Source organism: Cobetia marina (assembly GCF_001720485.1).
In the GTDB taxonomy this organism is placed as follows: domain Bacteria; phylum Pseudomonadota; class Gammaproteobacteria; order Pseudomonadales; family Halomonadaceae; genus Cobetia; species Cobetia marina.
In genome coordinates this window covers 1,074,389-1,095,889 of record NZ_CP017114.1, presented here as the reverse complement: position 1 = coordinate 1,095,889, position 21,501 = coordinate 1,074,389, and the positions used below count along the sequence as shown (strand labels likewise).

Genomic DNA, 21,501 nt, shown 5'->3' with positions numbered 1-21,501 from the left:
CCGTCTAGCTTGCGTGTTGCGCCATGTTCGCTTGCGCGCCTGTCCACTCAGGCGCGCAAGGACCGGGCGTTACACGTAATCCTGATACTTCTCGAGCAGACGCACCGGCTTCTTGAGGGCGTCGCGGCGGAACGGGTCGCCCAGTTCGCGCGTACACATCACCTCGATGACGCAGGTCTTGCCTTCGTTCATCTGCATGTCGATGGCCTTCTTGAGCGCCGGGCCCACGTCTTCCAGACGGTCGACGGTGATGCCTTCGGCCCCCATGGAGCGTGCGATCTCGGCGAAGCTCTGGTTGTCCAGCTCACCGGCGACGAAGCGACGGTTGTAGAACTCGACCTGGTTCTTCTTCTCGGCGCCCCACTGACGGTTGTGGAAGACGACGGCGGTGACCGGAATGTCGTGACGCACGGCGGTCATGATTTCCATCAGGCTCATGCCCCAGGCGCCGTCTCCGGCGTAGGCGATGGCCGGACGTTCCGGCGCGGCGGTCTTGGCACCCATGATGGTCGGCAGGGCGTAGCCGCAGTTGCCGAAGCTCATCGGGGCGAAGAAGCTGCGCGGCTTGTCGAAGCGCAGGTAGCTATGGGCCACGGAATTGATGTTGCCGATGTCGGTGGAGACCATGACATCTTCCGGCATGGCCTTTTCCAGCTCGCGCAGGACCTGACGCGGGTGCAGGTATTCGCCGCCGGAGAACGGCTTCTCATCCTTGGCCTCGTCGATGGCGTCGAGGCTGAAGGCGTCCTTCTCGTGGGTCCACTCGTCAAGCTCGGCTTCCCAGGCGGCCTTCTCTTCGCGGATGGTGCTGAGGCGCGAATCCTTGGTGGCATCGCATTCCAGATTGCGACCGGACAGGCGCTCGGTCAGGGCGATGGCCGCTTCACGCGCGTCACCGCAGATGCCGACGGAGATCTTCTTCACCAGGCCCAGCATCTTGTGGTCGGCGTCGATCTGGATGATCTTCGCGTCCTTCGGCCAGTAGTCCATGCCGTGCTGCGGCAGGGTACCGAACGGCCCGAGACGCGTGCCCAGCGCGATGACGACATCGGCCTGCGCGATCAGCTTCATGCCCGCCTTGGAGCCCTGATACCCGAGCGGACCACACCACAGCGGGTGGCTGGCCGGGAAGGAATCGTTGTGCTGGTAGCTGTTGACCACCGGCGCGCCGAGACGCTCTGCCAGTGCCTTGCACTCCTCGACGCCATCCGCCATCACCACACCGCCACCGGAGACGATGACCGGGAACCTGGCGCTGGCCAGCAGCTCGGCTGCCTCATCCAGACTCTTGCTGCCACCCGGGCCACGGTCCACGCGTGCCGGCTTGGGAATCTCGCACTCGATCTCGCCGTAGAAGTAGTCACGCGGAATGTTGAGCTGGGTCGGGCCCATCTCGGACATGGCGCGATCAAAGCAGCGGCCGGTGTATTCCGCCATGCGCGACGGGTGGGTCACGTGGCCCTGGTACTTGGTGAATTCCTGGAACATCGGCAGCTGCTTGCATTCCTGGAAGCCGCCCAGGCCGATGCCGGTGGTGCCGGCTTCCGGGGTGACGATGACCACCGGGCTGTGCGCCCAGTAAGCGGCCGCGATGCCGGTGACGCAGTTGGAGATGCCCGGGCCGTTCTGGCCGATGACCATGCCATGACGACCGGAGACACGCGCATAGCCGTCGGCCATGTGAGCGGCGCCCTGCTCATGCACCACCGGGATCAGACGGATGCCGGCCGGCGCGAAGATGTCCATCGCATCCATGAAGGCGGAACCCATGATGCCGAACATGTCGGTGACGCCATTGGCGACCATGGTTTCCACGAAAGCCTCGGAGGGCGTCATCTTCTGCTTGCCCTGCACGACCTTGCGGTTGTCTGCGCTGTCTTGAGTGCTCATGGCGTCTCCAACTATCAATTTTATGTTTATTGGTACATTTAGTTCCGATTACCGAAACATGCGACCAAAATTAGCCCTCGCCGCGCGGCCCGTCAAGCCTGATTTCGGAAAATGATCAAAAACACTCCTTTTTTAGAAACTTCTTCCGATGAATGGAGTACTGTTAAAGTAGGCACAGCAACGCAAGGCACTGACGGGCCGAGCGTTTCGGCGCCACACTGCCCCGCGCACGGATTGAAGGAGGGAATAGCCCATGAACAGTGCCACCCAGCCCCAGGCAAGCCTGCCGCGTGCCAGCAAGGACGCTGACAGGGACACCGGCAAGGAAGGCAGCAAGATAGAAGGCGATACGCCCGCCCAGCGTCTGCTGGCGCTGCTGGAGGTGATCGCCGCCAAGGATCAGTTCTTCACGCTGCAGGGACTGGTGGAAGAGACCGGCCTGCCCAAGCCGACGCTGCATCGCATGCTCCAGCAGCTGGAAGGCAGCGGCATGCTGCAGCGCGAGGCGGACAACCGCCATTACAGCAAGGGCAGTCGGCTGCGCCGTCTGGCGGAAAATCTGCTGCTCAACGATACCGTGCAGGGCGCGCGCCACGGCGTGCTCAGCCGGCTGATGGAAGAGGTGGGGGAAAGCTGCAACATCACCGCGCTGTCGGGCAGCGAAGTGCTGTATCTGGATCGCGTCGAGACCCAGGCGCCGCTGCGCTTCTATCTGCATCCCGGTTCCCGGGTGCCGGTGCATTGCTCCGCCAGCGGCAAGCTGTTTCTGGCCCAGATGCCGCCCGCCCAGCGCCGCCGCCTGCTCAAGGGCACACCGCTGAACGCGATGACGCGCAATACCCTGACCGACATCGACTCCGTCGAGGCCGAGATCGAGCAGGTCCGCCGGCAAGGCTATGCACTGGATGATGAGGAATTCCTGCCCGGGCTGGTGTGCATCGCGGTGCTGGCACCCAACCCGGACGGGCCCTCCAACATCGGCGTGGCGATCCAGGCGCCGGTGATGCGTCAGTCGCGCGAGGACATGCTCAAGCATCTGCCGGCACTGGAACGCGCCGCCCGGGACATCGCCGCCATCCAGCGTGGGGCGATTCCGTCCTCCTGAGGCCAGCGGGCTGGGGCTAGGCTGGGGCTAGGCTGAAGCTGGGCAGAAGCTGGACAGCGACAGACACAAGGTCGTGCTTCCCGTGATGCGCGTGAGGGGCTAGCCTAGCGGACTGCCTTCCACACGCCACGTCGAGAACACCATGTCCGCCAGCGATGCCTTGCGTCTTGTCCTGCTGTCCACCCTGTGGGGCATGTCTTTCATCTTCATGCGCGTGGCCGCGCCGGAATTCGGCCCGACCACATTGATTCTGCTGCGCATGGGCATCGGCGCGCTAGTGCTGGCCCCGCTGCTGCTGGGCGCGGGCCGCCTGAAGATGCTGTGGGAACACAAGGGCTCGCTTGCGGTGCTGGGCCTGACCAGTCAGGCACTGCCCTTCTGCCTGCTGGCGCTGGCCACCACCCAGCTGGAGGCCGGCTTCACCTCGCTGATCAACGCCACCACGCCGCTGTTCACCGCGCTGCTGGGCATGGCGCTGTTCGCCACGCCAATTCAGAAGCAACAGTATCTGGGGCTGGCCGTGGCCTTCAGCGGGGTCTATGTGCTGTCGAGTGACCGCCTCGATTTCCAGCTCGGCGGCGATGGCTGGTTCATCCTCGCCGCCCTGGGGGCGACCTTCTGCTACGGCTTCGCCTCCAATTTCTCGCGCCAGCGCCTGAGCCACCTGCCCTCACCGGTGCTGGCCGCGGGCAGCTCGCTGATGTCGTCCCTGCTGTTGCTGGTTCCGGGCCTGTGGATGTGGCCGCAGGCCAGCGTCAGCCTGGAGGCCTGGGGCAGCGCCATCGCGCTGGCGGTACTCAGCACCAGCCTCGCCTTCCTGATCTTCTTCCGCCTGCTGGCCAGCGCCGGCGCCACCGCGACCACTTCCGTCACCTTCCTGGTACCGGTCAGCGCCTTGCTGTGGGGCAACATGCTGCTCGATGAGGTGATCGATGCGCGCATCCTCACCGGCATGGGCATCACCCTGCTGGGCACCGCCATCGCCACCCGTCTGATTCGCCTGCCGACTCGCCAGAAAGTCGCCTGACGGCTGCCGCGCAATGCCAGAAGGCCCGCCCCTGAACGTGAGGTTCATGGGCGGGCCTTCTGGTTTTAGTGCTTTGTGGATCTGGGGAGCTCAGACGCGGGTCATTCGGGTCAATCGAATCAGCCCGCCGCTTCCTCGGCGGCGTCCGCCAGCGCTTCGAAGACACGCGCCACGGCTTCCGCGCCCGGGTCGTTGTGGCCGACCAGATGGGCGGCGGGCACATAGGCGGAGCGTCCGGCCCGTGCCTTGGCCATCTCCGCGGTGGCATCCGCCCCTTGGCGGGCGGCGCGTGCCATCGCGGCCCAGTCGATGCGCTCGCCCTGCACCGACGCCTGCAGTGCGTCCAACGCCGGCAACAGCGCATCCAGCAGGCTGCGGTCCCCGCGCACGGCGCCGCCGTAATGCTGCATCCGCCCCACGCCGTGATCGAGCGCCTCATGCCAGCGCTGCCCCAGCGAGGCAGGTGCACGGGCGTCTGCCTCGCTGGCTTGCATCTTCCACCGCGTCGCCGCCGCGGTGAACAGGGTCGAGAGCAGCACGCCACTGGAACCGCCCATGCCGTAGGCCAGCTGCTTGCCGATGGAGGTCATCAGCTCGCCACTGTCACCACAGGCCAGCTCACAGTCCTCCAGCGCTTCCAGCACCGCACGGGCACCGCCGGCAAAGGTGGTGCCGGTATCCCCGTCCCCGCTGATGGCATCGAGACGATCGAGATCCACCTCACTGGCCAGCAGGACTTCCAGCACAGCACGCAGCCGCTGCTCGACCTGAGGGTCGCCCGGCAGCGCTACCCTCGCCCGGCCTTCCCGGGCAGCACGCGCCTGGCAATCGGCCTTGACCCGGGCGCGCTCGGCAAGCGTGGAGGCGTCTTGAACAGTGCGCCCCCCTCCTGACGAGGCGTGAAATGCGCCAGCGGCACCACCCGCTGAACACCGGGCCAGGCACGCGGCGCACAGCGGGCATCCAGTGCCTCTTCCAGCAAGCCGTCCAGCGGCAACAGCGTCAGCGAGAAGCCGTGCATGTCCAGTGAGGTCATCAGCGGCTGCGGCCCCACCACGGCGTGAATGCCCAGCGCCTTGAGCGACGGATGCGCCAGCGCCTCGTCGAGCAGGACCGCGCGCTCCAATGCCGAGCAGCCACCCAGATCATTGATCATCAGCAGATGGCCGGTGGCGGGCAGGTCACCTCCGGCCTCCTTGCGCGAGTGCCCCTGTATCAGCGCCGTCACTACCTGATCCATCAGGGCATGCACGTCGCAGTCTCCGGCGTGGCTGCCGAACTCCAGCGTGGTGGCGCCCGGCTCGCCATGAATGCCGAGTCCCAGCTCCGGCGCGCGTGGCTCACGCGGCTTGCCGGGATGACGCCCGACATCGAGTGCCATGCCCAGGGTCGAGCTGCTGTCCGCCACCCGGCGCGCCACGGCGGTGACCTCCTCGAGATCCGCGCCGCCTGCCGCCAGTGCCCCGGCGATCTTGTGGACCAGCAAGGTGCCAGCCAGCCCGCGCGGCTGCGGGTTGTCAGGGAGCGCCACATCATCGGCGACGATGACCATCTCGACCTTGAGTCCTTCCTGACGTGCCCGTTCGGCCGCCAGACCGAAATTGAGGCGGTCTCCGGTGTAGTTCTTGACGATCAACAGGGTGCCCGCGTCACCGGTCACCTCTCTGAGCGCCGCGAGCACCGCCTCCACCGTCGGTGAGGCGAACAGCTCGCCACATACCGCCGCGGTGAGCATGCCGGCCCCGACGAAACCGGCATGCGCGGGCTCATGCCCGGAACCCCCGCCGGAAATCAGCGCGACCTGATCGCGCTGCCAGTCATCGCGCACCACCAGGCGCATGCCGCTGTCCGGCGCGGACAGACGCAGGCCACTGCCATCGGGATGCTGCAACTGGGCACTGCCGGAAAGCGCCGCGCCGATGATATCGCCCGACTGATGGAAGAACTGATTGACGCACTGTCGGCCTGTCTCGTTGTGACTCATCCTTCACTCCTTGAGGACCCTCGCCCTGCTGGTGACATGACGCCTGTCATCTCTCTGCCAGTGTCAGTCAACCATTGCCCATGCGGGATTGCCATCCGACATGACGATCAGTCCCGAGGCAGACAGAGATGACAGGACGATACCGAGCTGACAGAAGCTCCGAGCTGATAGAAGCTCCGAGATGACAGAAGTTCTGAGAGGCAGTGATAGCACAAGCACATGGCAATGCGGCGTCAGCCTGCCATCCGCGCTGTCACTCATCGATGACCGGGCGGGGGGCGGGGTCACGCGCAGGTGTGAGGGGGGTGGCGCTGTCTGCGCGTGTCGCGGCGGAGGCCTGGGCCAGAGTGTCCAGCGGCGAGGCGACGGGGATCTCGGGAGGCAGACGCGGGGAGGTGCCAGCGGCGTGACGCGCTCTGGAGGAAGAGTCCTGCAAAGCGCTGACGTGGGGCGCCTCGCCATGCCGCAAGGGGGCATGCAGATGGTAGCCGTGCTTGCCGCTGCGCTTGACGCGATACATCGCCTGATCGGCATATTCCAGTGCGGTCGCGAAGTTGCCGGTGGCGTCTCGGCCGAAGCAGACCCCGATGCTCAGGCCGATGCTGGCCTGTCCCGTGCTGATCTCGAGGGGCTGGCCGAAGCGTGCCAGCCAGCGCCGCACGATCATCTCGATACGCGCCGGTGTCATGCGCGGCAGCTGGAACAGGAACTCATCCCCACCGAAGCGCGCGGCCAGGTGGTGATGGACGCCCAGATGATGCAGCTCTTCATTGAGACCGTGGGCGAGCAATACCAGCACTTCATCGCCAGCACGATGTCCCAGCGCATCATTGACCTGCTTGAAGCCATCCACGTCGATGAACAACAGCGCACTGTCGTCCGCCAGCTGACGCTTGAACCAGCCATTGATGGCCTGGCGATTGGAAAGTCCCGTCAGTGCATCGGTGCTGGCCAGGGCATTGAGGCGAGTCTCGTAATCCTTCTCGTGGCTGATGTCGGTATGGGTGCCCAGCAGGCGCAGCGCCTTGCCATTCGCGTCACGTTCGACGACTCGCCCCCTGTCCGCGACCCAGGTGATGCTGCCGTCTCGGGCCAGCATGCGATGCACCACCTGATAGACTTCGGTGCGCCCGGCAAGATGGTCCTCGAGATTGGCGAGCACCTCGTCGCGGTCTTCCGGATGGAGGTGATCTCGCCAGACATCGAAATGAGCGTTCAACTCGCCGGGCTGATAACCCAGCATGCGCCCCCAGCGATAGTTGAAGATGGTGAGCTTGCCGGTGGGAACTTCCAGCTGCCAGAGACGCAGGCCCGTGCCGTCGAGGGTCGACGACAACTTCTCCTCCAGACTCGCGACACGGCGCTCCAGACGTGCCTTGTCGCGCTCCATCTGCTGGATCGTGGCCTCAAGCGACTGCTCACGTAGACTCTTGCGTGTCATTCCCTCGTCCCCGGTTGACTCCCTGTCCCGCTACCCGTCACCCACCCGGATAGCCTCGCGGGGGAATCACATTCCCGATCACCCGCGTGATGGCCCAGGCGACATCCCGATGTCGCACCACCTCGGCCTTTGCTGCCTGCATGCCGGTCTGCATGCCCTGTTCACATGCCCTGTCCACACGCCCTGTCTGCGCAGGGGGTGCAGGGGCGACGTGTCGCTCCGGTCGCTCGGGGATCAGAGGGCCAGTTCGCCACCCTTGTCCACGGCGCGCTGGAAGGCGGCGCGCGCCCGGATGCGCGCCAGCCAGTCCTGAATGTTCGGATGATTCTTGAGCCCCTGACGCGTATCGAGCGCCTGGATCGGGAAGCTCATCTGGATATCGGCACCGGTCAGGGCGTCACCGGCAAGCCAGGGGCGACGTTCGAGACAGGTATCCATGTAGGTGAGGTGCGCCTTGATCTCCGGGCTGATGAACTTGTCATTGACTCCCTTGGCCAGCAGGCGGGCGACCGGACGGATCAGCCACGGCACCGGTGGCTTGTCGAGACGCGAGAACACCAGCCTGAGCATCAGCGGCAGCATGGCGGAGCCTTCGGCGAAGTGCAGCCAGAAACGGTAATCGCGCTCGGCCTGAGTCCCGGGGGCAGGTCTGAGGTGGGCACTCTCCCCACTGCCCTGCGAGCCATAGACATCGATGAGGTATTCGATGATGGCGCCGGACTCCGCGACCACGACAGGCGCTCCCGTGTCACCGGACAGCGTGGTGTCGGTGATCACCGGCGCCTTGCCCAGCGGGTGGATGTCCTTGAGTGCCCGGGGCGCACGCATGCTCCCGGCGTCACGGGCATGGATTTCCAGGCGGTATTCCAGATTCAGCTCTTCCAACAGCCACAGAATGCGCTGCGAGCGTGAGTTTTCCAGATGGTGCACCGTGATCATGTCGTCTCCCTGAATCGTGCTTCCTGAACGCAGGCTTCGATGCCGAGTTCGACGAGGATACCCGCTGGGTACCCATCACGTCGGCTCAGCGTTCGAAGATCGTGTCGCCCAGATCATCGATGGTGCGTTTCGCCTTGAGCACGGTCAGCTCCACGGCGCCGTCTTCTCCCGGCACGGTGTCGGAGCGCTCGAAGCGATGCTCCAGCGTCTCGCCCCCTTCCAGTGGCTTGCGAATCACGCCGGAGACCCGGTACTGCCCTTCGTGCTTCTGCGGCATGGCGACGATGAGGTAACCATTGTACTCGACGGCCTCCGGTTCCTTGACCGGCGCAGGCTCGCCTGCGGAAAACAGTTTCTTGAGCATTCCCAGCATGTTGAAGGATCCTTCGGTGGCCGGCCTCTAGTGTCACCGGCATTCACCTGGAAAAAGTGAAAGAAATGAGAGTTTATGATGAGACCCTCAGCATGCCACGCCCCCGTGCCGGGGGAAATGCGACCTTCCCACCAGACACTAAGCCGCATGCCATCCGGGGCACGCGTACGGGCGTCGCGCTGGCCGCTTGCATGGCGCGGCTTGCATATCGCGACTTGCATGGCACGACTTGCATGGCACAGATGGCAGAACGCCGGCCCCGTCAGCAGTCCGGGGACTGCCACCAGGGCCGGCGTCTTGATGACCCGACAGACATCGTCATCGGGTCAGATGGGCAGGCGATCTCTCAGCATGCGCATCCGGTGATGCCTTACTCGATGCCACGTCCCTTGCTGGCCGCGATACGCAGGCGCAGGGAGTTCAGCTTGATGAAGCCGGCAGCGTCTTTCTGGTCGTAGGCGCCTGCATCGTCCTCGAAGGTCGCGATGGAGGCGTCGAACAGTGAATCCTCGGACTGACGACCCACGACGATGACGTTGCCCTTGTAGAGCTTGAGACGCACGACGCCGTTGACGACCTTCTGGGACTCATCGATGGCCGCCTGCAGCATGCGACGCTCCGGGCTCCACCAGTAGCCGTTGTACACAAGCTCAGCGTACTTGGGCATCATCTCGTCCTTCAGGTGAGCCGCTTCGCGGTCCAGGGTGATGGATTCGATGGCACGGTGAGCACGCATCATGATGGTGCCGCCCGGTGTTTCGTAGCAGCCACGGGACTTCATGCCGACATAACGGTTCTCGACGATGTCGAGACGACCGATGCCGTTGGCGCCGCCGACCTTGTTCAGGAACTCGAGCACTTCGTGAGCGGCCATTTCCTTGCCATCGATGGCAGTGATGTCGCCCTTGGTGTAGGTCAGGTCGATGTAGGTCGCCTCGTTCGGCGCCTGCTCCGGGCTGACGCTCCAGCGCCACATCTCTTCTTCGCACTCGGTCCACGGGTCTTCCAGCACGCCACCTTCATAGGAGATGTGCAGAAGGTTCGCGTCCATGGAGTACGGCGACTTCTTCTTGTTCTTGGCGTAGTCGACTTCGATACCGTGCTGCTCGCAGTATTCCATCAACTTCTCGCGGGAGTTCAGGTCCCACTCACGCCACGGCGCGATGACCTGGATGCCCGGCTTCAGCGCGTAGGCGCCCAGCTCGAAACGCACCTGGTCGTTGCCCTTGCCGGTCGCACCGTGGGAGATGGCGTCAGCGCCGGTCTCGTTGGCGATCTCGACCAGGCGACGCGCGATCAGCGGACGTGCGATGGAGGTGCCCAGCAGGTACTCGCCTTCGTAGATGGCGTTGGCACGGAACATCGGGAAGACGTAATCGCGGACGAAGGTCTCGCGCAGATCCTCAATGTAGATCTCCTTCACGCCGAGGGCTTCCGCCTTGGCACGCGCCGGCTCGACTTCCTCGCCCTGACCGAGGTCAGCGGTGAAGGTCACGACTTCACAGTTGTAGGTTTCCTGCAGCCACTTGACGATGACTGAAGTGTCCAGGCCGCCGGAGTAGGCGAGAACGACCTTTTGCACGTCGGACATGCTTGACTCCTGAGTTGATGCTTGTAGTTCCCGCGATGCCACCGCCCGAGGACGGGGACGCAGGTGGGGATGGATCGTACGGTCGCGAGGAAGGCCTGCCCAGCAGGTGGCCGCCCGTTGCCACTCGAATCACGATGTGGGGCCGATTATAGCGAGGCTGGCACCTCACCGATACTGCTGACAGGCGCTGTCATGGGCAGAACGGGACCTGGCGTCCCCCTGCCGGGGCCGCCCTGACGCCTGCGCCGCGACGTGTCCGTATCGCCCTGCTACAATTGCTCTCCTTGAGCGCCGGCGAGACGCACGGCGCAGCACGAGACGCAATGACGGGATTGGAGATCTTGATGACCCAGGCGAGCGAGCGCACGCTGATGGCACAACGCTTCCGTGGCTTCCTGCCAGTGGTGGTGGACCTCGAGACAGGTGGATTCAATGCCGCCGGAGATGCACTGCTCGAGATCGCTGCCGTCACGCTGACCATGGATGACGACGGCAACATGGTGCCGGATGCCACCTACGCCTTTCACGTGGCGCCCTTTGAAGGGGCCAATATCGAGCAGTCGGCACTGGACTTCACCGGGATCGATCTGGACAACCCGGTACGCAAGCAGGTGGCCGTGGCCGAGAATCAGGCACTGGGCGAAATCTTCAGCCCGATACGCAAGGCCATCAAGGCACATGGCTGCACACGTGCGGTGCTGGTCGGTCACAACGCGGCCTTCGATCAGGGCTTCCTGAACGCGGCGGTGGAGCGTTGCGGTATCAAGCGCAATCCGTTCCATCCGTTCTCGTGCTTCGATACCGCCTCGCTTGCGGGCCTGGTCTACGGCCAGACGGTACTGGCCCGCGCCTGCCGCGCCGCCGGCATCGAGTTCGACAACGCCTCCGCCCACTCGGCGCGCTATGACACCGAGCGCACCGCGGAGCTGTTCTGCGCGATGGTCAATCGCTTCAAGGACCTGGGCGGCTGGGATCTGGCGATGAAGGAACAGGGCATGAACGACGAGGTGCCTGCCTCGCTCGAGACGCCTGCCACCTGACAGCCAGGGGCTTGCCCGGCCCGGCCGCGCCAGACACTCCTGTGAAATCGCCACACGAAAACGCCCCCGCAGCCTGGCTGCGGGGGCGTTTTGTCTGACAGGCTCCGCTCAGATCAGAACATGTCTGACCCGGGAATACCGATCACTCGGCAGCCGCTTCCTGAGCGGCCTGCTTGATCATCGGTTCCAGCTCGCCGTTCTGGTACATCTCGACCACGATGTCGCAGCCGCCGACCAGCTCGCCGTTGATCCACAGCTGCGGGAAGGTCGGCCAGTTGGCGTACTTCGGCAGCTCCGCACGGATGTCCGGGTTGTCCAGGATGTTGACGAAGGCGAAACGCTCGCCGCACGCCATCACGGCCTGGACGGTCTGGGCGGAGAAACCGCACTGCGGCAGCTGCGGCGTGCCCTTCATGTACAGCAGGATGGGGTTCTCGCCAATCTGCTTCTCGATCGATTCGATGGTGGTGCTCATGTGCAATCCTCGGACGGTGGGCGCAAGGCCCGTGAGTGTCATTCCCTCATTCTACTGAGGGTGAGCCACGAATTCAGCCCCCGATATTGCCCCAGGGCGAGATTGGTGTCTGCAGGGCAGGCCGGCGATGTCGCTGTCGGCAGGCTGACCGGCGCACGCGCGGGGCGAGGCAAGGGCTCTCGATGCCTCGCGAGACGCCTCGGCGTTGCGCCCGCCCGCTCAGCTGGCTAGGATGGCTCTTTTGACAGGCAGCGCCAATCGGGCGCCGTGATCGTCGGCGACTTCCTTCCCTCCGACGCATGGCGCCCTTTTCGATGGTGCTGCCCGAGACCCTGACAGGAGCCCGCTCGATGGCCACCCGGCACTTTCTGACTCTGCTTGACCTTTCTCCGGAAGAACTCGATTACCTGATTCAGCGCGCCATCACCATCAAGGATGGCTTGAAGAAGGAAGGTCCGGTCTACACGCCGTTCGCCAACCGTACCCTGGCGATGATCTTCGAGAAGTCCTCCACGCGCACCCGTGTGTCCTTCGAGACGGCGATGGCCCAGTTCGGCGGCCATGCCCTGTTCCTGTCGCCGCGCGATACCCAGCTGGGCCGTGGCGAGCCGATCGGTGACACCGCGCGCGTGCTCTCCGAGATGGTGGATGGCGTGATGATCCGCACCTTCGCGCACTCCGATATCGAAGCCTTCGCCGATGCCTCCAGCGTGCCGGTCATCAATGCACTCACCGATGACTACCATCCGTGCCAGCTGCTGGCTGACGTGATGACCTGGACCGAGTGCCGTGGCTCCGTGAAGGGCAAGACAGCGGTCTGGATCGGCGATGGCAACAACATGTGCCATTCCTGGATCAACGCCGCACGCCAGTTCGACTTCATCCTGCGCATCTGCTGCCCGGAAGGCTACGAGCCGGACAGCGAGATCGTCGCGGCAGCCGGTCAGCGCGTCAGCATCCACCGCGACCCGCAGGAAGCCGTCCAGGGCGCGGATCTGGTGACCACCGATGTCTGGGCCTCCATGGGCCAGGAAGAGGAGCAGCTCAAGCGCGAAGCCGACTTCGCCGGCTACCAGGTCGATGAAGCCATGCTCGACAAGGCCGCCGATGACGTCATCTTCCTGCACTGCCTTCCGGCACACCGCGGCGAAGAGATCAGCATGGGACTGCTGGATGACCCGCGCGCCGTCGTCTGGCAGGAAGCCGGCAACCGTCTGCACGCCCAGAAGGCATTGCTCGAATTCCTGATGCTGGGTCGTCAGGACTGAATCAGCCCTGCCTGTCGCCGCCTGCATCCATGCCGGCGGCGACATCGTATGCACAGACAGGCGGGCGCGTGAGCTCAGCGCCCGCCCCTGATGCCCTCGCCGGCTGTTCCACTCGCTGCCCTTCTCGTTTTCTGGACCGACCCGCCATCATGCAACCGCTCCTGCAGATTGATTCTCTGGAATGTCGCTACGACACCACCGTGGTGACCCGTGACATCAATTTCTCTCTCAACAAGGGGGATATCGCCTGCCTGCTCGGCCCGTCCGGCTGCGGCAAGACGACCCTGCTGCGCGCGATCGCCGGCTTTGAACCGGTGGCGGTCGGCGAGATTCGCCTCGAGGGAGAAGTGCTTTCCAGCGCCACCCAGCTGACGGCGCCGGAAGAGCGGCACGTCGGCATGGTCTTTCAGGATTACGCCCTGTTTCCGCACCTGAGCGTGGCGGACAACGTGGGGTTTGGCGTACGCCGCATGCCGAAGGCCGAGCGCAATGCCAAGGTAGCGGAACTGCTGACACTGGTCGGTCTGGGGCATCTGGGCGAGCGTTTTCCGCATGAACTCTCGGGCGGACAGCAGCAGCGCGTGGCCCTGGCACGCGCGCTGGCGCCGGAGCCACGCATCCTGCTGCTCGACGAGCCGTTCTCGAATCTGGACGTGGAGCTGCGCCGTCAGCTGAGCCAGGAGGTGCGCCGGATTCTCAAGCACCTCGGCATCAGCGCGGTACTGGTCACCCATGATCAGAACGAAGCCTTCGCGATGGCGGACCAGATCGGCGTCATCCATGCCGGGCATCTGCAGCAATGGGATACGCCGTTCAATCTGTATCACGAGCCGGCCACGCGCTTCGTCGCCAACTTCATCGGTCAGGGCTACTTCATCCCCGGCACGCTGGCGGACAACGAAAGCGTCTCCACCGAACTCGGGGTGATCCGCGGCAACCGTGCCTATCCGTATGACGCCGGGACACCGGTGGACGTGCTGCTGCGTCCGGATGATCTGGTACTGGCTGAAGGAGAGGCGGAAACCAGTGATCTCAAGGCGCGCGTGCTCAGCGCGACCTTCGCCGGTACCAGCACCCTGTATCGCCTGGCCTTGCCGTCAGGTCGTGAGGTCGAGGCGGCCTTCAACAGCCACCATGACTATCACCCCGGGGAAGACGTCAGTCTGCGCATTCAGGCCGATCACCTGATCCTGTTCGAACGACTGGAAGACAGCGACGCGGGAATGTGAATGCTTGACCGCCATTCGCCGTGGCACTGACACGGCGAATGGCTCGGGCGAGCGCTGCTGATGCCTGCGTTACCGCAGGCGGCCGACGGCGGGGATGGCCCTGTGAAGGGCAAGAGGCAATGAACCAAAAAAAAGCGGCCACCCCGAAGGATGGCCGCTTTTTCAATATTCTGGTGGAGCCTAGCGGGATCGAACCGCTGACCTCAACACTGCCAGTGTTGCGCTCTCCCAGCTGAGCTAAGGCCCCACTGCGCGCTCAAGTTGCGCGCCATACTTCGCAGAGTTGACCCTGCATGCCGGTATGCTGGCATCTCGTGACATGGTGGAGCCTAGCGGGATCGAACCGCTGACCTCAACACTGCCAGTGTTGCGCTCTCCCAGCTGAGCTAAGGCCCCGTGCTCACGATGCAGCGAATACTACAGACCACATGACAAGCCGTCAACCCCTTATTTTTGCAGCGATTTCCCGCGTTCACCGTCACGAAGCACGCTGATGAAGGGTGGTCATCTTGCATGCGACGCACGGGATGACAGTGGCATCGACAAGCCCATGGCCAATGGGTACATTGAAAGCCATACTAACTAACACGCCTGATGACATCTTTACTGGAGCCGCCTTGATCAAGGTTCTTGTCGCTGATGACCACCACCTGGTGCGTACCAGCATCGTCCGTACCATTGAGCTAGAGGATGGGCTCAAGGTGATTGCAGAAGCCTCGGATGGCGAAACCGCGATCAAACTCTGCCGTGAGCACAGTCCGGATATCGTGCTGATGGACATTCGCATGCCCGGCGTCGATGGACTTGAAGCCACGCGCAAGATCGTTCGCAGCCTGCCGGAAGTTCGCGTGATCGTCCTGACCGCCTATCTCGAGGAATCCTTCGCCAAACGCCTGCTGGAAGCAGGGGCCTTCGGTTTCATCTCCAAGGGCACGCCCTTCGATGAAATGATTCGCGCCATTCGCCGAGTCGCCGGTGGCGAACGCTACCTGACCCCGGAGATCGCGCAACGCCTGGTGTTCTCGGGCATGGACACCGGATGCAGCAATCCCTTCGAGCAACTCTCGACCCGCGAGATGCAGGTGGCGCTGATGATCGTCAACTGTCATCGCGTCAACGAGATCTCCGACCGCCTTCACCTGAGCCCCAAGACCGTCAATACCTATCGCTATCGCATCTTCGAGAAGTTGGGCGTGACCAGTGACGTCGAGATGACGCATCTGGCCATGCGCCATCAATTGCTCGACGACTATGCTCTCGAGGCTCGGCCGCTGTCGGATTGAGCCACGCAGGCGACAGCGAAGTGATTCGCTGACGGGAAAGCCCACGGCCCGATGACACCATCCCTCAGGGGAGGCATCATCGGGCCGTGGGCTTTTCTCCGATCGTCTTGCTGGCCTTTCCTTCTCTCCACGGGCATCTCTCCACGGGCATCGCTCGCCTGGCATCTCTCGATGGGCATGGCGGCGCCCGACATCGCCGGGCATCCCACCCCGCCAAGACTTCTGCCCCCTTGCTGCGCGGGACACCCGCCCCAATCTGATCTGTTTGCCTGCCGATGCGCATTGCCCCTGAAGACAGCCACGGCACCTGAAGATGGACATGCAGCTCCCTTGATCGGGCCTTCGGCTTGTTTGATAGACTGGCGACATCTCCGAACGAGGAACCCCATGGCCAAGCAGCATCCCGATTCCACGCCACCGGAATCCGCCAACGAGTCCAACGCGAACCGCGAGCGCAGTGACGCCGCTCGGGTGTCCAGTCGTCTGATCACCAGCGATGCCTCCGCCCCGGCGACCGAGGCGAATGACTTCGATCCGCGCCACTTCCTCAAGCATGTCAGTGATGCGCCCGGCATCTATCGCATGCTGGATACCGCCGGCGAGGTGCTCTATGTCGGCAAGGCAAAGCGCTTGAAGGCACGCCTCTCCAGCTATTTCCGCAATACCGGCCTGAATGCCAAGACCCAGGCACTGGTCGGGCGCATCGCGGATGTCCAGGTCACCATCACCCGCAGCGAAACGGAAGCGCTGCTGCTTGAGCAGACCCTGATCAAGGAGCTGCGTCCGCCGTACAACATCCTGCTGCGCGACGACAAGTCCTACCCTTACGTCTTCATCAGTCAGCATCACGACTATCCGGCGCTGGAGTTCAAGCGCGTGCGCCACAAGCGCAACGATGGCCGGTATTTCGGCCCCTATCCCAGCAGCGTGGCAGTGCGGGAATCGCTGACGTTGATGCAGAAGATCTTCCGGCTGCGCAATTGCGAGGATTCGGTATTCGCGCATCGTGAGCGTCCGTGCCTGCAATATCAGATCAACCGCTGCACTGCGCCGTGCGTCGATTACATCAGCAAGCAGGATTATCGTCGCGACATGGAACACGCGGTGATGTGCCTGAACGGCCAGAGCGATCAGGTCACCGATGAGCTGAGTCGGGCGATGGAAGATGCCGCCATGCGCCTGGAATTCGAGGAGGCGGCACGCCTGCGCGATCAGGTCGCCCAGCTGCGTCGGATGCAGGAGAAGCAATATGTCGATACCGGCACCGGCAATGCCGACATTCTGGCACTCGCCGAGCGCCCGGGTGGACTGTGCATCAGCGTGCTGTCAGTCCGCCAGGGGCGCATGCTCGGAGCGCGTCATTTCTCGCCGGGCAACGGACTGGACCTCACCAGCAGCGAGCTGTTGACCGGCTTCGTCAGTCAGTACTACCTGGGTCAGGATCGCGAGATGCCCGATGAGGTGCTCACCTCACTGGCACTCGAGGATGCGCCGCTGGTGGAAGGTGCACTGAGCGAGAAAGCCGGTCGCCGCGTTCGCGTGGCACACCAGGTACGTGGCCATCGCGCCCAGTGGCTCACGCTGGCACAGACCAACGCCGAGCAGCATCTGGCCACTCAGCTGGCCAGCCGCCAGCAGCTCTCCAATCGCTTTCTGTCATTGCGCGATGCTCTGGGACTCGCGGAAGTGCCCAAGCGCCTGGAGTGCTTCGACATCTCCCACAGCCACGGTGAGGCGACCGTGGCCAGCTGCGTGGTGTTCGATCACGAGGGCCCCATCAAGTCGGATTATCGACGCTTCAACATCGAGGGAGTGACGGCCGGTGATGACTACGCCGCCATGCAGCAGGCGCTGACGCGACGTTTCAAGCGTCTGCAGGAGGGAGAAGGCAAGCGCCCTGACATCCTGCTGGTCGATGGCGGCAAGGGTCAGCTCAACATGGCGCGTGAGGTCTTCGTGTCGCTCGGCGTGACCGACATCATCCTGCTCGGGGTCGCCAAGGGCACCACGCGCAAGGCCGGCCTGGAGACGCTGTTCATCGAGACGGTGCATGACACCCTGGATCTCGACAGCCATTCACCGGCGCTGCACTTGATCCAGCATATCCGTGATGAATCGCACCGCTTCGCGATTGCCGGCCACCGCGCCAAGCGTGACAAGGCGCGCCGCACCTCGAGCCTCGAGGGCATCGCGGGGGTCGGGCCCAAGCGCCGCCGGGAACTGCTCAAGTTCTTCGGGGGACTCCAGGGGGTCAAGCAGGCCTCCAAGCCGGAACTGGCGCGGGTGCCCGGCATCAGCGAATCCCTTGCCGAGGTGATCCATCAGGCACTGCACGGCTGACCGATCATGCAGCAGGGGATACATCGACACCCCACGCCGACCTCTGTCGCCCTCAGCCTGCCGCACAGGCAGGGGTAACGGAAGTCGGCTTGAATATCCTGCGGTTTGGCATGGCTGAATACCTCACCGGCAGGCTAGAATAGACGACTTGTGCGGCGCTAGCGGAGCGATCTGCCCCTTCGGGGCGTCGCCCTTGATTTCGCCCAGCCACCCGACGCTTCATGCAAGGACTCGTGCCGTCACGATGAGCATTCCCAATATCCTGACTCTGATCCGCATCCTGTTCATTCCGCTGCTGGTGGTGTGCTTCTATCTGCCATATGACTGGAGCCTGCCCGTCACCGCCCTGCTGTTCGCCCTGGCGGCAGTGACCGACTGGTTCGATGGCTATCTCGCGCGACGCTGGAATCAGACGACGCCCTTCGGCGCCTTCCTGGACCCGGTGGCTGACAAGCTGATGGTCGCCGTGGCATTGGGACTGTTGATCGAACGCTACGACAGCCTGTGGATGACGATTCCCAGCTTGATCATCATCGGTCGCGAGATCGTCATCTCCGCACTGCGCGAATGGATGGCCGAGATCGGCAAGCGCGGCAGCGTGGCAGTCTCATGGGTCGGCAAGCTGAAGACCGCTGCCCAGATGCTCGCCCTGTTCATGCTGCTGTACTTCTCCCCAGGCAGTCTCGGGGGCGATGCCGGCCTCGGCCTGCTGTATATCTCCGCTGCCCTGACGTTGTGGTCGATGATCAGTTACCTGCGTGCGGCATGGCCGGAACTGATACGTTCCGTCTGACACGCGGCACATGTTCAGAACGACAAATGTTCAGTACGACACGGGCCCAGCAAGTTGCCCGACTGGCAGAGGCCAGTTCTCGAGACGCCCACCCGCCCTTTCGGCAGGTGGGCGTCGTCGTTTCCGACCACCAGGTCTGCGAGACATTTTTTCATTAACTGTTTGACAGCATGGGAATTATCCGTATAATTCGACCTCGAGTTCAGCGGGAATAGCTCAGTGGTAGAGCACAACCTTGCCAAGGTTGGGGTCGCGAGTTCGAATCTCGTTTCCCGCTCCAATGAAACAGGTGGCCTTGACGGCACTTCGACATTGACTCAATTCTCTTGTGCAATGCGCAGAGAAACCTCGGATCAGACATCAGTTTCGACTGACATCTCGATCATTGAGGCTGGATGGCAGAGTGGTCATGCAGCGGACTGCAACTCCGTGTACGCCGGTTCGATTCCGACTCCAGCCTCCATTTCAGAACGCCTGACATCCCCTGTCCTGCACTGAAATGGACAAGACACCTTCCCTCCTGGTCGTCTTGCTTTTCTACTTTATCCATCTCGTTTCATCTGTTGAATCACTGACACTCCCTGTCGGTCTTCTCTGATTTTCGCCTTCAGTACCTGCATCATTTCCCGCTGGCCTTTTCATCCCTCATCCTTGCCTGAGCCCCTGTCACACGTCTTGCGCAGAGGATTCATTGCGCCTGTCCGCTCTGATGCCCGAACGCGCGTCATGTGCACCACTGCCCTCAGTGATGAGGCAAAGGGATTGCAGAACAAACAGTTAACCCTCGTATGTCACGCATTAAAGTTGACCTTGTTCTGAAATATGCTAAGTTATGCGCCAGTCTGCGCGGCCATGGTGGAATCGGTAGACACCGGAGACTTAAAATCTCCTGCCTTCGGGCGTGCCGGTTCGAGTCCGGCTGGCCGTACCATCGCTTCAGGCAGCACCACGCCAAGCAGGACAGACTCAAGCAGCATTCAAGAGCGTCGCCATGTCATGTTCATCATGTCCGGGCGGCGCTTTTTCATGCCTGTCGTCCAGAAACCTCGCCAGATGCCACCCCCTGCTGAGCTGCCATTACCTGCTGAGCTGCCATTACCTGCTCGATACTCACCGCCAGGTGCCCTGTGCGATTGAATTGGCTTCTCTGCTCCCCAAGGTCTATTTCCTCTGAGCCCACGTGAGTGTGCATCATCTCATTGCCGCATCACCTCGTTGCCGCCCACCTCATTGCCGCCTCATGAAATGGCCGAAGGAACTCCCCATGTCCGACGATTCGTCCCACCGCCCTGCCGCCCAGTTCATCGCTTCCCGTGATGTGGCACAGGAAATCTGTCGAGAAGCCTGCGAACACATTCATACCCTGTCGGCACCCCGCATTCTGGTACTGGCCATTCTGGGCGGCGCCTTCATCACCATGGGGGCGCTGTTTTCCATCCTGCTGTCGACCGGGGTCGAGACACATGGCTTGCAGCTGCTGCTTCAGGGGGTCGGGTTCTCGGTCGGCTTCTTCCTCGTCATCCTGACCGGCGCCGCCCTCTTTACCGAGGCCAATGTCATTCTGCCGGTCAGTGCGCTCAATTGCTCCCGCAGTGACATGCTGCGGCGCGGCCTGAAGTTCTGGGTACTGGCCTGGATAGGCAATCTGCTCGGCACGATGCTGACAGGCTGGGTGATCTCGGTGGCACAGGTCTACTCCCCCAGCACTATCAGCTGCTGGCCGAACTGGTGGCGAAGAAGATGCACTATCAGCAGACAGGAGGTGCCGAAGGCTGGTTCTCGCTGGTGCTGTCGGGAATGCTGGGCAACTGGATGGTCGGGATGGCGGCATTTCTCGCCGTGATGGGCAGGACCATCATCGACAAGTTCGTGCCCATCGTGCTGGCCGTCAGTCTGTTCGTGGCAGGCAACTTCCAGCACAGCCCGGCCAACATGGCCTATTTCTCGATGATCATGCCGACGGGAGAAGGCCCCGGCTGGTGGGACGCCATGCGCTGGAACATCCTGCCGGCAGGCATCGGCAACCTGCTGGGCGGCAGCCTGCTGGTCGCGCTGCCATTGTGGTACGGACTGCGTCCGAAACGGTGTGAGTGACAGGCCGGGGTACGCCGTCATGGCACTCTCCCCATGATGCTGGCGCACAGATGCGCCTGCTGCGATGGCTACATGCGACTACACTGAAATGTGTCACATCGCTGTCAGAGTGGCTGTGTGACCCACTCCCCCACCACGCTCACGTGCAGGAGCCCAACATGCTGACATTGCTCAAGAGTCCCGCTGATCACGTCGTCGCCCTGCGGCTGGAAGGCAGCATCGATCAGGCGTCGCTCGCTCCCGTGATCCGCGAATGTGATGAGCGCCTCGCGCGCCATGAGCGCATCTCGTTGCTGGTGGAAATCGAGCGCTTCGGGCTGATCACGCCGGCCGCGCTGCTCAACGATATCGGCTACGCCCTGCGTCATCTTGGCGACTTCGAACGCGAGGCCATCATCAGCAAGGCCGAGTGGTTGCGTCACGTCACCGAATTCAGCAAGCATCTGGTGCGCTCCATCGAAGTCCGCCACTTCTCGCCTGCCGAGCGAGAAGCCGCCTATGCCTGGGTGGCCGAGTCACCCCGTGGCAGCACTCCGAGCACCGATCCGCACGCCTCGGCAGAAGCCCGCCATCAGCACGACGAGGCCTGACAGCCTCCAGTCCGCACCTTGCTCCCTCGCCCTACGGCT

The 21,501-nt window shown here is 63.2% G+C and carries 19 protein-coding genes and 5 tRNA genes; 14 read left to right on the top strand and 10 right to left on the bottom strand.

The features are described from left to right. Positions 1-69 precede the first annotated feature (69 nt). Positions 70-1,890 carry a sulfoacetaldehyde acetyltransferase gene (gene xsc, locus BFX80_RS04675; RefSeq protein WP_084208074.1) on the bottom strand — a complete coding sequence of 607 codons (1,821 nt, stop codon included), beginning with the start codon at positions 1,888-1,890 and terminating at the stop codon, positions 70-72. Positions 1,891-2,143: 253 nt separating this feature from the next. Here xsc and BFX80_RS04670 point away from each other — a divergent pair, with 253 nt between their 5' ends. Both BFX80_RS04670 and BFX80_RS04665 read left to right on the top strand, forming a co-directional pair. After that, entirely contained in the window at positions 2,144-2,995 is an 852-nt protein-coding gene (locus BFX80_RS04670; RefSeq protein ID WP_084208073.1) for an IclR family transcriptional regulator, read from the top strand. A gap of 142 nt (positions 2,996-3,137) precedes the next feature. Then, positions 3,138-4,022 carry a DMT family transporter gene (locus BFX80_RS04665; protein ID WP_084208072.1) on the top strand — a complete coding sequence of 295 codons (885 nt, stop codon included), beginning with the start codon at positions 3,138-3,140 and terminating at the stop codon, positions 4,020-4,022. A gap of 119 nt (positions 4,023-4,141) precedes the next feature. On the opposite strand, the gene BFX80_RS17750 is transcribed toward BFX80_RS04665, so the two are convergent. The 6 genes from BFX80_RS17750 to BFX80_RS04640 all read right to left on the bottom strand — a co-directional run bounded on the left by BFX80_RS17750 (position 4,142) and on the right by BFX80_RS04640 (position 10,350). Next, a complete protein-coding gene (locus BFX80_RS17750; protein ID WP_205632732.1) occupies positions 4,142-4,768 on the bottom strand; it encodes a dihydroxyacetone kinase subunit L in 627 nt (208 codons plus the stop codon). Between the two features lie 41 nt (positions 4,769-4,809). Beyond that, positions 4,810-6,006 (bottom strand): dihydroxyacetone kinase subunit DhaK, encoded by a 1,197-nt coding sequence (locus BFX80_RS17745; RefSeq protein WP_205632731.1) that lies wholly within the window; start codon positions 6,004-6,006, stop codon positions 4,810-4,812. Positions 6,007-6,259: 253 nt separating this feature from the next. After that, positions 6,260-7,447 (bottom strand): sensor domain-containing diguanylate cyclase, encoded by a 1,188-nt coding sequence (locus BFX80_RS04655; protein ID WP_084208071.1) that lies wholly within the window; start codon positions 7,445-7,447, stop codon positions 6,260-6,262. 234 nt (positions 7,448-7,681) lie between these two features. Continuing rightward, a complete protein-coding gene (locus BFX80_RS04650) occupies positions 7,682-8,386 on the bottom strand; it encodes a glutathione S-transferase (RefSeq protein WP_084208070.1) in 705 nt (234 codons plus the stop codon). A gap of 85 nt (positions 8,387-8,471) precedes the next feature. Beyond that, on the bottom strand, positions 8,472-8,759 hold the full coding sequence (locus BFX80_RS04645; protein WP_307722815.1) for an HlyU family transcriptional regulator: 288 nt from the start codon (positions 8,757-8,759) through the stop codon (positions 8,472-8,474). Between the two features lie 370 nt (positions 8,760-9,129). After that, complete coding sequence (locus tag BFX80_RS04640; protein ID WP_084208069.1) at positions 9,130-10,350, bottom strand: argininosuccinate synthase; 1,221 nt, start codon at positions 10,348-10,350, stop codon at positions 9,130-9,132. 344 nt (positions 10,351-10,694) lie between these two features. Between BFX80_RS04640 and rnt the strand changes: the two genes are divergently transcribed. Continuing rightward, entirely contained in the window at positions 10,695-11,390 is a 696-nt protein-coding gene (gene rnt, locus BFX80_RS04635; RefSeq protein ID WP_077375652.1) for a ribonuclease T, read from the top strand. 142 nt (positions 11,391-11,532) lie between these two features. Here the strand turns inward: rnt and grxD are convergent, their stop codons facing one another. Then, positions 11,533-11,865: a Grx4 family monothiol glutaredoxin gene (gene grxD / locus BFX80_RS04630; RefSeq protein ID WP_077374932.1), complete on the bottom strand. Its 333-nt coding sequence runs from the start codon at positions 11,863-11,865 to the stop codon at positions 11,533-11,535. 350 nt (positions 11,866-12,215) lie between these two features. Between grxD and argF the strand changes: the two genes are divergently transcribed. Beyond that, complete coding sequence (gene argF, locus BFX80_RS04625) at positions 12,216-13,133, top strand: ornithine carbamoyltransferase (RefSeq protein ID WP_077374935.1); 918 nt, start codon at positions 12,216-12,218, stop codon at positions 13,131-13,133. Positions 13,134-13,282: 149 nt separating this feature from the next. Beyond that, positions 13,283-14,362: an ABC transporter ATP-binding protein gene (locus BFX80_RS04620; RefSeq protein WP_157109433.1), complete on the top strand. Its 1,080-nt coding sequence runs from the start codon at positions 13,283-13,285 to the stop codon at positions 14,360-14,362. A 171-nt stretch (positions 14,363-14,533) separates the two neighbouring features. Here BFX80_RS04620 and BFX80_RS04615 read toward each other — a convergent pair. Together BFX80_RS04615 and BFX80_RS04610 are read right to left on the bottom strand one after the other, a co-directional pair. Then, positions 14,534-14,609 (bottom strand) — tRNA-Ala (locus BFX80_RS04615). 73 nt (positions 14,610-14,682) lie between these two features. Beyond that, a tRNA-Ala gene (locus BFX80_RS04610) sits at positions 14,683-14,758 on the bottom strand. Between the two features lie 221 nt (positions 14,759-14,979). Here BFX80_RS04610 and uvrY point away from each other — a divergent pair. The 9 genes from uvrY to BFX80_RS04565 all read left to right on the top strand — a co-directional run bounded on the left by uvrY (position 14,980) and on the right by BFX80_RS04565 (position 21,462). Continuing rightward, entirely contained in the window at positions 14,980-15,645 is a 666-nt protein-coding gene (uvrY, locus tag BFX80_RS04605) for a UvrY/SirA/GacA family response regulator transcription factor (RefSeq protein WP_077374938.1), read from the top strand. A gap of 582 nt (positions 15,646-16,227) precedes the next feature. After that, positions 16,228-17,985, top strand: coding sequence for an excinuclease ABC subunit UvrC (uvrC, locus tag BFX80_RS04600; protein WP_240499736.1), 1,758 nt, complete (start codon positions 16,228-16,230; stop codon positions 17,983-17,985). A 244-nt stretch (positions 17,986-18,229) separates the two neighbouring features. Continuing rightward, positions 18,230-18,778 carry a CDP-diacylglycerol--glycerol-3-phosphate 3-phosphatidyltransferase gene (gene pgsA, locus BFX80_RS04595; RefSeq protein ID WP_077374945.1) on the top strand — a complete coding sequence of 183 codons (549 nt, stop codon included), beginning with the start codon at positions 18,230-18,232 and terminating at the stop codon, positions 18,776-18,778. A gap of 205 nt (positions 18,779-18,983) precedes the next feature. Beyond that, positions 18,984-19,058, top strand: a tRNA-Gly gene (locus BFX80_RS04590). A 109-nt stretch (positions 19,059-19,167) separates the two neighbouring features. Next, positions 19,168-19,241 (top strand) — tRNA-Cys (locus tag BFX80_RS04585). A 383-nt stretch (positions 19,242-19,624) separates the two neighbouring features. Then, positions 19,625-19,709 (top strand) — tRNA-Leu (locus BFX80_RS04580). A gap of 333 nt (positions 19,710-20,042) precedes the next feature. Then, complete coding sequence (locus tag BFX80_RS04575) at positions 20,043-20,621, top strand: formate/nitrite transporter family protein (protein ID WP_167592972.1); 579 nt, start codon at positions 20,043-20,045, stop codon at positions 20,619-20,621. Beyond that, positions 20,519-20,872: a formate/nitrite transporter family protein gene (locus BFX80_RS18185; RefSeq protein ID WP_084208066.1), complete on the top strand. Its 354-nt coding sequence runs from the start codon at positions 20,519-20,521 to the stop codon at positions 20,870-20,872. The genes BFX80_RS04575 and BFX80_RS18185 overlap by 103 nt, the downstream gene beginning before the upstream one ends. A gap of 158 nt (positions 20,873-21,030) precedes the next feature. Further along, a complete protein-coding gene (locus BFX80_RS04565; RefSeq protein ID WP_167592971.1) occupies positions 21,031-21,462 on the top strand; it encodes a SpoIIAA family protein in 432 nt (143 codons plus the stop codon). The last annotated feature ends 39 nt before the right edge of the window (positions 21,463-21,501 follow it).